The organism is Xanthomonas sp. SHU 166 (assembly GCF_000364685.1).
GTDB lineage: Bacteria > Pseudomonadota > Gammaproteobacteria > Xanthomonadales > Xanthomonadaceae > Xanthomonas_A > Xanthomonas_A sontii.
Map to the genome: position 1 here is coordinate 1 of NZ_AQOJ01000725.1, position 14,041 is coordinate 14,041.

12 protein-coding genes and 1 pseudogene are annotated in these 14,041 nt (G+C 68.5%); 8 read left to right on the forward strand and 5 right to left on the reverse strand.

From position 1 onward, the window contains the following. Both D180_RS16850 and D180_RS16855 read left to right on the forward strand, forming a co-directional pair. On the forward strand, positions 1 to 1,572 hold a 1,572-nt coding region (locus D180_RS16850; protein ID WP_017913722.1), incomplete at its 5' end, for an efflux RND transporter permease subunit. Further along, on the forward strand, positions 1,569 to 4,655 hold the full coding sequence (locus D180_RS16855) for an efflux RND transporter permease subunit (RefSeq protein ID WP_017913723.1): 3,087 nt from the start codon (positions 1,569 to 1,571) through the stop codon (positions 4,653 to 4,655). The genes D180_RS16850 and D180_RS16855, both read left to right, overlap by 4 nt. 142 nt (positions 4,656 to 4,797) lie before the next feature. Here the strand turns inward: D180_RS16855 and D180_RS16860 are convergent, their stop codons facing one another. The 5 genes from D180_RS16860 to ykgO form a co-directional block, all read right to left on the reverse strand. Further along, positions 4,798 to 6,078, reverse strand: coding sequence for a TraB/GumN family protein (locus D180_RS16860; protein ID WP_017913724.1), 1,281 nt, complete (start codon positions 6,076 to 6,078; stop codon positions 4,798 to 4,800). A gap of 158 nt (positions 6,079 to 6,236) precedes the next feature. Next, positions 6,237 to 7,121 (reverse strand): carbon-nitrogen hydrolase, encoded by an 885-nt coding sequence (locus tag D180_RS16865; protein ID WP_017913725.1) that lies wholly within the window; start codon positions 7,119 to 7,121, stop codon positions 6,237 to 6,239. A gap of 141 nt (positions 7,122 to 7,262) precedes the next feature. Further along, positions 7,263 to 8,300, reverse strand: a complete 1,038-nt coding sequence (locus tag D180_RS16870; protein WP_017913726.1) for an agmatine deiminase family protein — start codon at positions 8,298 to 8,300, stop codon at positions 7,263 to 7,265. Positions 8,301 to 8,468: 168 nt separating this feature from the next. Continuing rightward, entirely contained in the window at positions 8,469 to 8,798 is a 330-nt protein-coding gene (locus D180_RS16875; RefSeq protein WP_017913727.1) for a hypothetical protein, read from the reverse strand. A 127-nt stretch (positions 8,799 to 8,925) separates the two neighbouring features. Next, complete coding sequence (gene ykgO, locus D180_RS16880; RefSeq protein ID WP_010342887.1) at positions 8,926 to 9,051, reverse strand: type B 50S ribosomal protein L36; 126 nt, start codon at positions 9,049 to 9,051, stop codon at positions 8,926 to 8,928. A gap of 172 nt (positions 9,052 to 9,223) precedes the next feature. On the opposite strand from ykgO, the gene cmk reads away from it, so the two are divergent. The 6 genes and pseudogenes from cmk to D180_RS16910 form a co-directional block, all read left to right on the forward strand. Next, the gene (gene cmk / locus D180_RS16885; RefSeq protein ID WP_017913728.1) at positions 9,224 to 9,895 is read left to right on the forward strand and encodes a (d)CMP kinase; all 672 of its coding nucleotides are present in this window, start codon (positions 9,224 to 9,226) and stop codon (positions 9,893 to 9,895) included. Positions 9,896 to 10,124: 229 nt separating this feature from the next. Continuing rightward, positions 10,125 to 11,804 carry a 30S ribosomal protein S1 gene (rpsA, locus tag D180_RS16890; protein ID WP_010342889.1) on the forward strand — a complete coding sequence of 560 codons (1,680 nt, stop codon included), beginning with the start codon at positions 10,125 to 10,127 and terminating at the stop codon, positions 11,802 to 11,804. Positions 11,805 to 11,884: 80 nt separating this feature from the next. Continuing rightward, positions 11,885 to 12,190, forward strand: coding sequence for an integration host factor subunit beta (locus tag D180_RS16895; protein ID WP_010342890.1), 306 nt, complete (start codon positions 11,885 to 11,887; stop codon positions 12,188 to 12,190). 73 nt (positions 12,191 to 12,263) lie between these two features. Further along, a complete protein-coding gene (locus tag D180_RS16900) occupies positions 12,264 to 12,563 on the forward strand; it encodes a LapA family protein (protein WP_017913729.1) in 300 nt (99 codons plus the stop codon). A 6-nt stretch (positions 12,564 to 12,569) separates the two neighbouring features. Continuing rightward, positions 12,570 to 13,748, forward strand: a complete 1,179-nt coding sequence (gene lapB / locus D180_RS16905; RefSeq protein ID WP_017910701.1) for a lipopolysaccharide assembly protein LapB — start codon at positions 12,570 to 12,572, stop codon at positions 13,746 to 13,748. Next, a pseudogene (locus tag D180_RS16910) lies at positions 13,748 to 14,041 on the forward strand (lipopolysaccharide biosynthesis protein); the annotation flags it as partial. The gene lapB and the pseudogene D180_RS16910, both read left to right, overlap by 1 nt.

Below are 14,041 nucleotides of genomic sequence, written 5' to 3' on the forward strand. Positions count from 1 at the left end.
GGTGCGCTGTCGCGTCCGGGCTGGGTGCTGGGACTGGCGGCGCTTGCCTTCGCCGCGACCCTGGCGGTGGCGCCGCTGCTGGGCGCCGACCTGATCCCGCAGCTGGCGCAGGACCGCTTCGAGATGACGGTGAAGCTGCCGGCCGGCACGCCGCTGCGGCAGACCGATGCGCTGGTGCGTGAACTGCAGGAGGTGCACGGCAAGGACGCGGGCGTGCAGGCGCTGTACGGCGTCAGCGGCAGCGGCACCCGGCTCGACGCCAACCCCACCGAGAGCGGCGAGAACATCGGCAAGCTTACCATCGCCATGGCCGGCGGCGGCAGCGCGCAGTTCGAGGCGCAGCAGAGCGAGCGCATGCGCGCGACGATGCGCAACCATCCGGGCGTGCAGGTCGGTTTCAGCCGGCCGGAGCTGTTCAGTTTCTCCGCGCCGTTGGAGATCGAACTGCGCGGCCAGGACCTGCAGACCATCCAGCACGCCGGGCAGAAGCTGGCGGCGCTGCTGCGCGGCAACGGCCACTTCGCCGACGTCAAATCCACGGTGGAGGAGGGCTTCCCGGAGATCCAGATCCGCTTCGACCAGGAGCGTGCCGGCGCGTTGGGACTGACCACGCGGCAGATCGCCGACGTGGTGGTGAAGAAGGTGCGCGGCGACGTCGCCACCCGCTACAGCTTCCGCGACCGCAAGATCGACGTGCTGGTGCGCGCGCAGCAGAGCGACCGCGCCAGCGTCGACAGCATCCGCCGGCTGATCGTCAATCCGGGCAGCAGCCGGCCGGTGACCCTGGACGCGGTCGCCGACGTGGTCGCCACCACCGGCCCCAGCGAGATCCACCGCGCCGACCAGATCCGTGTGGCGATCGTCTCGGCCAATCTGCGCGACATCGACCTGGGCACGGCGGTGCGCGAGGTCGGCGAGATGGTGGCGCGCGATCCGCTCGGCGCCGGCGTCGGCATGCACATCGGCGGGCAGGGTGAGGAACTGGCGCAGTCGGCGCGCTCGCTGCTGTTCGCGTTCGGCCTGGCGGTGTTCCTGGTGTACCTGGTGATGGCCTCGCAGTTCGAGTCGCTGCTGCACCCGTTCGTCATCCTGTTCACCATCCCCCTGGCGCTGGTCGGCGCGGTGCTGGCGCTGCTGCTGACCGGCAAGCCGGTGTCGGTGGTGGTGTTCATCGGCCTGATCCTGCTGGTGGGCCTGGTCACCAAGAACGCGATCATCCTGATCGACAAGGTCAACCAGTTGCGCGAGGAGGGCGTGGCCAAGCGCGCGGCGCTGATCGAAGGCGCACGCTCGCGGTTGCGGCCGATCGTGATGACCACGCTGTGCACGCTGTTCGGCTTCCTGCCGCTGGCGATCGCCAGTGGCGAGGGCGCCGAGGTGCGCGCGCCGATGGCGATCACCGTGATCGGCGGGCTGCTGGTGTCCACGTTGCTGACCCTGCTGGTGATCCCGGTGGTCTACGACCGCCTGGACCGCCGCGCCGACGCGTACTACGCCGAACGCGGACGCCGTGCGCGGCAACGTGAAAACGGCGAGCAGCGCCTGCAGGACGGCGAGGGCGCGCCGGCATGAGCGTCGCCGAGTTCAGCATCCGCCGTCCGGTCACCACCATCATGTGCTTCGTGTCGTTGGTGGTGGTCGGGCTGATCGCTGCCTTTCGCTTGCCGTTGGAGGCCTTGCCGGACATCTCCGCGCCGTTCCTGTTCGTGCAGCTGCCGTACACCGGCTCCACTCCGGACGAGGTCGAGCGCAACCTGGTGCGGCCGACCGAGGAAGCGCTGGCGACGATGACCGGGATCAAGCGCATGCGCTCGACCGCCACCGCCGACGGCGCCAACATCTTCATCGAGTTCTCCGACTGGGACCGCGACATCGCCATCGCCGCCTCCGATGCGCGCGAGCGTATCGACGCGATCCGCGCCGACTTGCCGGCCGATCTGCGGCGCTACAACGTGTTCAAGTGGTCCAGCAGCGACCAGCCGGTGCTGAAGGTACGTCTGGCCGGCGCGGCCGACCTGACCGGCGCGTACGACATGCTCGATCGCGAGTTCAAGCGTCGCCTGGAGCGCATTCCCGGGGTGGCCAAGGTGTCGGTGTCGGGCGCGCCACCGAACGAGGTCGAGATCGCCATCGCCCCGGACCGGCTCAGCGCGCACAACCTCAGCCTCAACCAGCTCAGCGAGCGCCTGGGCAAGCTCAACTTCTCGCTGTCGGCCGGGCAGATCGACGACAACGGCCAGCGCCTGCGGGTGCAGCCGGTCGGCGAGCTGCGCGACCTGCAGGAGCTGCGCGACCTGGTCATCGACGCCAAGGGCCTGCGCCTGGGCGACATCGCCGAGGTGCGGCTGAAGCCGACCCGGATGAGCTACGGCCGGCGCCTGGACGGGCGCCCGGCGGTGGGCCTGGACGTGTTCAAGGAGCGCAGCGCGAATCTGGTCGAGGTCTCGCGCGCGGTGCTGGCCGAGGTCGAGCAGATCCGCAAGCAGCCGGCGCTGAGCGACGTGCAGATCAAGGTCATCGACAACCAGGGCAAGGCGGTGACCTCCTCGCTGGCGGAACTGGCCGAAGCCGGCGCGGTGGGCCTGCTGCTGTCGGTGACGGTGTTGTTCTTCTTCCTGCGGCACTGGCCGTCGACGCTGATGGTGACCCTGGCGATCCCGATCTGCTTCGCCATCACCCTGGGCTTCATGTACTTCGCCGGGGTCACCCTCAACATCCTGACCATGATGGGCCTGCTGCTGGCGGTGGGCATGCTGGTGGACAACGCGGTGGTGGTGGTGGAGAGCATCTACCAGGAGCGCGAGCGCATGCCCGACCAGCCGCAGCGCGCCTCCATCCTCGGCACCCGCAATGTCGCCATCGCGCTGTCGGCCGGCACCCTGTGCCACTGCATCGTGTTCTTGCCGAACCTGTTCGGCGAGACCAACAACATCAGCATCTTCATGTCGCAGATCGCCATCACCATCTCGGTGTCGTTGCTGGCGTCGTGGCTGGTGGCGGTGAGCCTGATCCCGATGCTGTCGGCGCGCATGCGCACCCCGGCACTGCTGCATTCCCCGCACGGGCTGATCCCGCGCCTGCAGCGCCGCTACGCGCGGGTGCTGGCCTGGTCGCTGGCGCATCGCGGCTGGAGCGTGTGCGCGATCGTGCTGATCAGCGCGCTGAGCGTGATCCCGATGCTGCAGACCAAGAAGGACATGTTCGGCGGCGACGGCGGCGAGCAGGTCTTCATCGGCTACCAGTGGAAGGGCGCCTACACGCGCGAGCAGATGGCCGAGGAAGTGACCCGGCTGGAACGCTTCATCGACGCGCGCCGCGCGCAGTACCACGTGACCCAGGTGTATTCCTGGTTTAGCGAGGAGGAGGGCAGCAGCACCACGCTGACCGTCGATCTGAAGCAGGTCCGCGACCTGTCTGCGCTGATGGAACGCATCCGCAAGGAACTGCCGCGCTCGGCGCGGGTGGATTTCCACGTCGGCAACAGCAACGGCGGCGATGGCGGCAACGGCGGCGGGCAGACCGTGCAGGTGCAATTGGTCGGCGATTCCACCGAGGCGCTGCGCGCGCTCGCCGACGACGTGGTGCCGCTGCTGGCGCGGCGCAAGGAGCTGCGCGATGTGCGCGTGGACAGCGGCGATCGCAGCGCCGAACTGGCGGTGCGGGTGGACCGCGAGCGCGCCGCCGCGTTCGGCTTCAGCGCCGAGCAGGTCGCCAGCTTCGTCGGCTTGGCGCTGCGCGGCGCGTCGCTGCGCGAGTTCCGCCATGGCGACAACGAGGTGCCGGTGTGGGTGCGCTTCGCCGGTGCCGAGCAGACCTCGCCGGAAGACCTGGACAGTTTCAACGTGCGCACCCAGGACGGGCGCAGCGTGCCGTTGCTGAGCCTGGTCGAGACGCAGCCGCGCGCGGCCGCGACCCAGATCGCCCGTACCAACCGGCAGACCACGCTGACCATCACCGCCAACCTCGGCGCCAAGGTCACCGCGCCGGAAGCCAAGCAGGCGATCGAGGACACCCTCAACGCAGTCAGCTTCCCGGTCGGCTACCGCTACAGCTTCGACGGCGCGGACGGCCAGGACGACGACCAGGCCAGCAAGCAAATGCTGTTCAACCTGCTGATCGCGCTGGTGATGATCTACGTGGTCATGGCCGCGATGTTCGAATCGCTGCTGTTCCCGGTGGCGATCATGAGCGGTGTGCTGTTCTCGGTGTTCGGCGTGTTCTGGCTGTTCTGGATCACCGGCACCAGCTTCGGGATCATGGCCTTCATCGGCATCCTGGTGCTGATGGGCGTGGTGGTGAACAACGGCATCGTGATGATCGAGCACATCAACAATCTGCGCCGGCGCGGCCTGGGCCGCACCGAGGCGCTGATCGAAGGCTCGCGCGAGCGCCTGCGGCCGATCATGATGACCATGGGCACGGCGATCCTGGCGATGGTGCCGATCTCGCTGACCACCACGCAGATGTTCGGCGACGGCCCGGCCTACTACCCGATGGCGCGCGCCATCGCCGGCGGCCTGGCGTTCTCGACCGTGGTCAGCCTGCTGTTCCTGCCGACCATCTACGCGATCCTGGACGATCTGAGCAACGGCGTGGCCAACCTGGTGCGGCGCGCGCGTGGGCGTCGCGGCATGGCCGCGCAGATGGTGTCCTGATCCGGAGGCTCTGTCGCTGCTCCAAACGACATGTGGGAGGGGCTTCAGCCCCGACGCCGTACCGCCGAGGCGTCGGGGCTGAAGCCCCTCCCACAAAGGCGAACCCGCGCGGTGACAGTTGCCGCCGCCGCGCGGCGGGTACTCAACCCGCCAGCTTGCCGAAGATGCGGAAGCCGGCCAGCCACACGCCGAGCATGCTGCCCAGGTTGGTCAGCAGGAAGGTCAGCACCACCCGCGAGACGCGGTTGCGGTACCAGCCGCGCAGGTTCTGCGCATCGTCGCGCAGCGCCAGGAAATCGCCATAGGCCGGCTTGCGCATGTGCACTTCGACGAGGGCGCTGAACGCCCCGGCCGGCACGCCCGGGCGGAACGGCTTCAGCGGCGCGGCGATGGCGCCGGCGATCACGCTCAGCGGATGCCCGCCGGCCAGGATGCAGCCCAGCCCGGCCAGGCCGCCGGTGAACAGCACCCACTGCAGCAGCAGGTCGGTGCCCAGGGCGAAGCCGCCGTGCCAGTAGCCCCAGGCCACGCCGCCCAGCACCAGCGCGGTCAGGGTCAGGGTGATCCACGGCACCTTCTTCTTGCTCTGCACCTCTTCCAGCGCCTTGCGCAGCGTCGCTGGGTCGTCCTGGTCGCCCTGCAGGTGCCGCGCCAGGCCGGCCAGGTGGCCCGCGCCGACCACCGCCAGCACGTCGCGCACGCCGGCTCCGGGGGCGCCATCCAGCGGTTCGGCATTGCCGGCCAGCGGCAGCGCGCGCTGTTGCGCCTGTTCCTCGCGCAGGCGCGTGGCCATGTAACGGTCGCGCTCGGCGATGATGGTGTCGTACAGCGCCGGGCTCTCGCTGGCGAAATCGCCGAAGCTGGCTTCGAGCATGTCGCCCTGCTTGAGCTTCTCGATCTCCGCCTCGCCGACCTCGTCGGACGCGAACAAGCCGCCGAGCAGGCCGCTGGCCAGCTTCAGCTTGCCGAAGAAGCCGAGCCGGCTGGAGGCGCGCTTGAAGGTCAGGCCGACTTCGCGATCGATCAGGTACACCGGCAACTGCCGTTCGCGCGCCAGCAGGACTGCGCGCTTGAGTTCGGCGCCGGGCTCGATGCCCAGTTGCTCGGCCAGGCGCCGCTGGTAGGCGGCCAGCGCCAGGTTGGCGGCGAACAGGGCCACGCGGCCCTTGCGGATCACCTGCACCAGGTCCAGCTTGGTCAGCGCGTCCGGATCGGTCAGCGCCTGCAGGCGCTGCGGATCCAGTTCCACCGCCACCGCGTCGAAACGGCCGCTGCCGATCGCCCGTTCCACCGCGGCGACGCTGGCCAGGGACACGTGCGCGGTGCCGAGCAGGGTGTAGCGGATGCCATCGCGTTCGACGATGCGGTACGGCTGGCCGTCGAACAGCGCATCGTCGCCGTCGGCCTGGGAAAGTTCGTTCATTCCATCACTCATCGGAGGGCGCCTCGGCAGCGCCGGGGCTCAGCGGGCATGGGGGTGTGAGGGCATCGGCCGCGACAGGCATGGGCGCCTGCGGCCGGGTCGCGCCGCGCCGCAGTCAACGGCGCTGCACTAGCAAAGACCCGGCACGGCGCTGCGGGTCAGTCGATGTAGCGCTTCAGCAGGTCGCCGTAGGCATCGATGCGGCGGTCGCGCAGGAACGGCCAGATCCGCCGCACGTGCTCGCTGCGCTGCAGGTCGACGTCGCAGACCAGCACGGTCGGCTCGGCGCCGGCCTCGGCGATGAACTCGCCCTGCGGCCCGAGCACGTGGCTGTTGCCCCAGAACTGGATGCCCGACGCGCCCAGCGGCGACGGCTCGTGGCCGACCCGGTTGCAGCTCAGCACCGGCACGCCATTGGCCACGGCATGGCCGCGATGGCTGAGGATCCAGGCATCGCGCTGGCGTTCCTGCTCGGCCTGTTCGTCGCTGGGGTCCCAGCCGATCGCAGTCGGGTACAGCAGCAGTTCGGCGCCGGCCAGGGCCATCAGCCGCGCCGCTTCCGGATACCACTGGTCCCAGCACACCAGTACGCCGAGGCGGCCGATCGAGGTCTGGATCGGGGTGAAGCCCAGATCGCCCGGGGTGAAGTAGAACTTCTCGTAGAAACCCGGATCGTCGGGGATGTGCATCTTGCGGTACTTGCCCAGCAGGCTGCCGTCCTTTTCGAACACCACCGCGGTGTTGTGGTACAGCCCGGCGGCGCGGCGCTCGAACAGCGAGCCGACCAGGACCACGCCATGGCGCTTGGCCAGCGCGCCCAGGCGCTCGGTGCTGGGGCCGGGAATCGGCTCGGCCAGGTCGAATTCGTCCACCGATTCGTGCTGGCAGAAGTACGCGCCGTTGTGCAGTTCCTGCAGCAGCACCAGCTGCGCGCCCTGCGCGGCGGCCTCGGCCACACGCGATTCGATCGCTGCCAGGTTCGCCGCGGCGTCGCCGTGGTTGCGCTCCTGGATCAGCGCGACGGAAAGAGTGTTTCGGCTCATTGCGGAATCAAGGTTCGCGGTAAACCGGCATGGTAGCGCGGATGGCCGCGCGGCAGGTTCCGGGGAGATGAATCCCGCGCCACGCGTGGCGGCGGCGCGGGTGCTCGGTGCTGCGCCGGCGTGCGGCGCAGGCGCGGCGGTTCAGTCCGCCAGCAGTCCGGCCGGCAGCTGCATGGTGATGCAGTGCAGGCTGCCGTTCTGCCAGATCAGCGCGCGACAGGGGATCGGCACGATCTCGTGCTGCGGGAAGGCCTGCGCCATCACCGCCTGCGCCTGCGCATCGGCTGCGTCGCCGTAGGCCGGCATCAGCACCGCGCCGTTGACGATCAGGAAGTTGGCGTAGGACGCGGCCAGGCGCCGGCCCTGATCGATCACCGGCTGCGCCCACGGCAGCGGGAACAGGCGATAGGGCGCGCCGTCGGCGGTACGCAACGCGGCCAGTTCGGCGCCCATCGCCTGCAGCTCGGCGTAGTGCGAATCGCCGGCGTCGTCGCAGGCCTGGTAGACGATGGCGTCGGGGCCAGCGAAGCGGGCGAGGGTGTCGATGTGCGCGTCGGTGTCGTCGCCTTCCAGGTAGCCGTGGTCCAGCCACAGCACGCGCTGCTGCGCCAGCCAGTCGGCCAGGTCGTGGCTGAGCGATTCGCGGCTGCGCTGCGGATGGCGCTCGTGCAGGCACTGCCAGGTGGTCAGCAGGGTGCCGGCGCCATCGCAGTCGATGGCGCCGCCTTCCAGGGCGAAGTCGATGCGGCGCACGTCGCTGTCGGCGAACAGGCCCTGCTCGGCCAGCACGCTCACCAACTGGTCGTCACGACCGGCCTGGAACTTGCCGCCCCAGCCGGTGAAGCGGAAGTCCAGCAACTGGAAGCCGCCGCCGGCGCGCGCCAGGGTGATCGGGCCGGAATCGCGCAGCCAGGTGTCGTCGTACTCGGCCTCGACGAAGCGCACCCGCTGCATGTCCACCCGCGCCGAGCGCAGTCGCGCCTCGGCGTAGATCTGCAGGTCGGCGTCTGCCACGCAGATCAGCACCCGCTGGAAGCGCACGATCGCCGCGACCAGGGCGATGTAGGTTTCCTCGACCTCGGCCAGGCGCTCGGCCCAGTCGGTGCCGGCATGCGGCCAGGCGATCAGGATGGCGGACTGGGGCTCCCATTCCGCGGGAAGGCGAAGACGATCAGTCATTGCGACCACTACTCAGGTTGTGCCCGGCATCGCGCCAGGGTGTGTGTCGTTCGTATCCCGCACCGGCGGGGCGCGGGAGCTTTGCGCCGCGCCGCGGCTGGGCGACCGCGACGCGGCAGTGCTGGGGTGCTCGGCCAGGCGCACGCGCGACCGGGCGCAGGGTCGGCGTCAGCGGATCGCGGGTTTCGGGCCGATCTCGTTGGCGTCGGCCTTGTTGGCGACCACGTCCACCACCTTCTGTTTCTCGAAGTACACGGTGAAGGCCGGATAGACCCAGCGGTTGATGGTCGGCCATTGCCGCTTCTGGCCGCCACGCGGCTCCAGCTTCTGCTGCGGTGCGCCGTAGCGCGCCTGCACCTGGGCCATGCTCAGGCCGCGGGTCGGCAGCGCCGCGGCGGGCTCTTCCTTGACCCGGTCGACCAGCAGGGTCTCGGCGTGGGCGCCGCCGGCCAGGCCCAACACGGCCAGCAGCGGCAGGACGGACAGACGATGCTTCATCACGTGTACTCCCCAGAGGACGAGCGCCGATTACAGCAAACTTCGATAACAAAAAACCGCCCGAAGGCGGCTTTCGTCGACGACCGGCCATCGCTGCGCGCGGCGCGGCAGGGCAGGCCGGGTCGGATCAGCGCTGACGCGCCTTGAAACGGGGGTTGGACTTGCAGATCACGAAGACCTTACCGCGGCGGCGGACCACCTTGCAGTCGCGGTGACGGGCCTTCGCCGACTTCAGGGAGGACAGGACTTTCATGGCACACCTCGGCGTAAACTTGTGGATTCGAAGGAGGGCGGCACGGCCGAAACCATGGCGCGGGATCAGTAAGCCGGCGATTATAGCCTGGTTTTCTTCATGGTTTCAACTGCTTGCGCCAGCCCGGCCGGCGTCGGCGCTACAATGCGCCGCCCCCCGTCCGAGGAACCGCATGAACGAGCCCGCTCCCGTCCTGACCATCGATGGCCCTTCCGGGGCCGGCAAAGGCACCGTCAGCCGCATCGTCGCCGCCCGCCTGGGCTGGCATTACCTGGATTCGGGGGCGCTGTACCGGGCGGTCGGGGTCGCGGCCAGCTGGGCCAATCTGGACATTTCCGATGCCGCCGCCCTGGTGCGCTGCACCTTCGATACCCGGGTGGACTTCGACGAGGTCGCCGGCGGCGGCCTGCGGGTCCGGATCAACGGCGCCGACGCCACCGACGAGTTGCGCCTGGAGACCACCGGCGCGGTGGCCTCGGCGATCGCCGCCATCCCCGAGGTGCGCGCGGCGCTGAAGCAGCGCCAGCGGGCCTTCCGCACCCCTCCCGGGCTGGTCGCCGACGGTCGCGACATGGGGACGGTGATTTTCCCCGACGCCCCGTACAAGGTGTTCCTGACCGCCAGCGCCGAGGAGCGTGCCCAGCGCCGGCATAAGCAGTTGAAGGAAAAAGGGGTTTCGGTTATATTCGACGACCTGCTGCGCGAGATCATGGCCCGCGACGCACGCGATGCCCAACGCGCGGTGGCCCCGCTGAGGCCGGCAGACGATGCCGTCCTCCTCGATACCACCGGCATGGACATCGACCAGGTGGTGGGCCGCGTCCTGCAGTTGCTGCCGGTCTGAGCGGCACGCAGGGCAGCAGCAGGGCGGCATCGTCATGGATGCCGCCGGTTCCCTCGCAACACCCGCAACATCCATGTTCCATCGATAGCGTCAAAGGCTCCGCTGCGCAATCCCGCGCTGCGGTTTTTCCATTCCACACCCGGCCGCTGTTCGGGCCGACTAACAGGTGGGCAGTCGCTGTTTTCCAGAAGAAAACGCCCTGTCCGTGTGTCCACTAGAGTAATTTCAAATGACCGAATCTTTTGCCGAACTGTTCGAAGCCAGCCAGGCCAATCTGGCCAAGCTGAAGCCCGGCGCCATCGTCACCGGTACCGTCGTGGAAGTCCGCGGCGACGTGGTGGTGATCAACGCCGGCCTGAAGTCCGAAGGCATCGTGCCGATCGAGCAGTTCCGTAACGACGCTGGCGAAATCGACGTCGCCGAAGGCGACCTGGTCAAGGTCGCGCTCGACTCGCTCGAGAACGGCTTCGGCGAGACCGTGCTGTCGCGCGAGAAGGCCAAGCGCGCCATGGTGTGGGACGAGCTGGAAGAAGCGTTGGAGAAGAACGAGACCATCACCGGCCGCATCAGCGGCAAGGTCAAGGGTGGTTTCACCGTGGACATCAAGGATGTCCGCGCGTTCCTGCCCGGTTCGCTGGTGGATGTGCGCCCGGTGCGCGACCCGGCCTACCTGGAAGGCAAGGAACTGGAGTTCAAGCTGATCAAGCTGGACCGCAAGCGCAACAACGTGGTGGTCTCGCGTCGTGCCGTGGTCGAGAGCGAGCACTCGGAAGAGCGCGAGCAGCTGATGGACAAGCTGCAGGAAGGCGCGATCCTGAAGGGCGTGGTCAAGAACCTGACCGACTACGGCGCGTTCGTGGACCTGGGCGGCATCGACGGCCTGCTGCACATCACCGACATGGCCTGGAAGCGCGTGCGCCATCCGTCCGAAGTGGTCAACGTCGGCGACGAGCTGGACGTGCGGGTGCTGAAGTTCGATCGCGAGCGTAACCGCGTCAGCCTCGGCCTGAAGCAGTTGGGCGAGGATCCGTGGGACAACATCGCGCGTCGTTACCCGGCCAACAGCCGCGTGTTCGGCAAGGTCTCCAACGTCACCGATTACGGCGCGTTCGTCGAGATCGAGCCGGGCGTGGAAGGCCTGGTGCACGTGTCCGAGATGGACTGGACCAACAAGAACGTCAACCCGTCCAAGGTCGTGCAGGTCGGCGACGAAGTCGAAGTGATGGTGCTGGACGTGGACGAAGAGCGTCGCCGCATCTCGCTGGGCATGAAGCAGGTCGCCGCCAATCCGTGGGAAACCTTCGCCGCCACCCACAAGAAGAACGACAAGGTGTCCGGCCAGATCAAGTCGATCACCGACTTCGGCATCTTCATCGGCCTGGACGGCGGCATCGACGGCCTGGTGCACCTGTCCGACATCAGCTGGAACACCACCGGCGAAGACATCGTGCGCAACTTCAAGAAGGGCGACACGCTGGAAGCCGTGGTGCTGGCGGTGGACCCGGAGCGCGAGCGCATCAGCCTGGGCGTCAAGCAGCTGGAGCAGGATCCGTTCGGCCAGTACATGGCCGCCAACCCGAAGGGCTCGAAGGTCGAGGGCGTGGTGCGTGAAGTGGACGCCAAGGGCGCCACCATCGACCTGGCCGACGGCATCGAAGGCTACGTCGCCGCGCGCGACATCGCCAACGAGCGCGTCGACGACGCCAGCCAGCACCTGAAGGTCGGCGACAAGATCGAAGCCAAGTTCGTGGGCATGGACCGCAAGGGCCGCACCCTGCAGCTGTCGATCAAGGCCAAGGACGATGCCGAAATGCGCGAAGTGCTGGAGGAATACCAGTCCGCGTCGGGCGGCACCACCCAGCTGGGCGCGCTGCTGCGTGCGCAGCTGAACGGCAACAAGTCCGAGTAATCCGCCACACGCAGCGTTACTGGCACGGCCCGGTGTTCCCGGGCCGTGCCAGGTTGCGACCCCACTGCACGCATCCGTAAATGACCAAATCCGAGCTGATCGAAATCCTGGCGCGCAAGCAGGCGCATCTGAAGTCGGACGACGTCGATCTGGCGGTGAAGTCGTTGTTGGAAATGATGGGCGGCGCCCTGTCCGGCGGCGATCGCATCGAGATCCGCGGCTTCGGCAGCTTTTCCCTGCATTACCGGCCGCCGCGCCTGGGACGCAATCCCAAGACCGGCGAGTCCGTCGCGCTTCCCGGCAAGCACGTGCCGCATTTCAAGCCCGGCAAGGAGCTGCGCGAGCGCGTGAGCGGCGTCGTCCCGGTCGAATCCGACACGCCCTGAGCCCGGCGTCCGGCGCTTGCCGGAATCCACGCCTGTTCGGCTAATCTAGTGTCTCCCGACGCTGGAGTTGCTCATGAAGATTGCACGACTGCTGATCCTGCTGGTGTTGCTGTTGGCCGGCCTGGTCATCGGGTCGCTCAATTCGCAGCCGATCCAGATCAACTTCGTGTTCTCCAGCATCGCCACCACCTCCGGCATCGCCATCATCGTCTCGCTGTTCGCCGGCGTGCTGATCGGCGCCTCGCTGGTGCTGGCGGCCCTGGTGATCCCCCTGTATGCCAAGCTGCGTCGCGCCAACAAGGCCGCGAACGCCGCGACCCCGGCCGTCGCGCCGGTTTCCCCCCATGCCCACCAGCCCTTGGACGGACGCTGATCTTCGATGGACTTTCTGACCGAGTGGTTCTGGTTCTTCCTGTTCCTGCCGCTGGCGGCCTTGAGCGGCTGGGTGATCGGCCGCCGTGGCGGCCAGCGCCATGGCGATACCCAGGTCAGCCGGCTGTCCAGCACCTATTTCCGCGGCCTCAACTATCTGCTCAACGAGCAGCCGGACAAGGCGATCGAGCTGTTCCTGCACATCGCCGAACTGGACAAGGAAACCTTCGAGACCCAGGTCGCGCTGGGCCACCTGTTCCGTCGCCGCGGTGAGGTCGACCGCGCCATCCGCCTGCACCAGGGCCTGGTCCAGCGCGGCGACCTAAGCGACGCGCAACGCGTGCAGGCCTTGCTGGCGCTGGGCGAGGACTACATGAAGTCGGGGCTGCTGGACCGCGCCGAAACCGTGTTCACCGAGCTGGCGCAGATCGACCAGCGTGCGCCGCAGGCGCTCAAGCACCTGATCGGCATCTACCAGGCCGAACGCGACTGGGAAAAGGCCATCGACAACGCCACCCGCTACGAAGAGGTGACCGGCGAGCCGATGGGCAAGCTGATCGCCCAGTTCGAATGCGAACTGGCAGACCGCTACCGCGCCTCGGGCAAGAACGACCTGGCGCGGGAGGCGATCGCGCGCGCCTACCAGGCCGATGCCAAGTCGGTGCGTGCCGGCATCCTGGAAGGGCGCATCGATGTCGACGACGGCAACGACGAGGCCGCCATCCGCGCCTTCGAGCGCGCCGCGCGCCACGACCCGGACTACCTGCCGGAGATCATGCCGGCGCTGATGGAGTGCTACCGCCGCGGCAACGATCTCAGCGGCGCGCGTGCGTTCCTGTCGGAGATGACCGAGCACTACCGCGGTATCGCTCCGGTGCTGGCGCTGACCCGGCTCATGGAGTCGCAGGAAGGCATTTCCGCCGCGCGTTCCTACCTGGGCCGGCAGCTCAAGGACCGGCCGTCGGTGCGCGGCGAGTCCGCGCTGATCGACCTGACCCTGGCCGAGGGCGCCGATTCCACCGCGACCCTGCAGGATCTCAAGCACATCACCGACCAGTTGCTGGTGCGCAATCCCAGCTACCGCTGCACCCGCTGCGGCTTCGGCGCGCGCACCCACCACTGGCAATGCCCCAGCTGCAAGGAGTGGGGCACGGTCAAGCCGTTGCTCAACTACGCGGTGGTGTAGTGCCCATCGCAGGAGCCGCGCTGCTCTTGGCGCTCGGGGTGTTCAGCGCGGCCGGCACCTGGCTGTCGCGCCAGTACGCACTCAAACGCAAGTTGATGGACGCGCCGGGCGAGCGGCGCAGCCACACCGTGGCCACGCCGCGCGGCGGCGGCGTGGCGATCGTGGCGGCGGTGCTGCTGGCCTGCGGCTGGGCGGCCCTGCAATGGCCGCAGCACGGCGCGGGCATCGCCACCGTCGCCGCCGGCCTGGTGCTGGTCGCTGGCGTCGGCTGGTGGGACGACCACCGGTCGCTA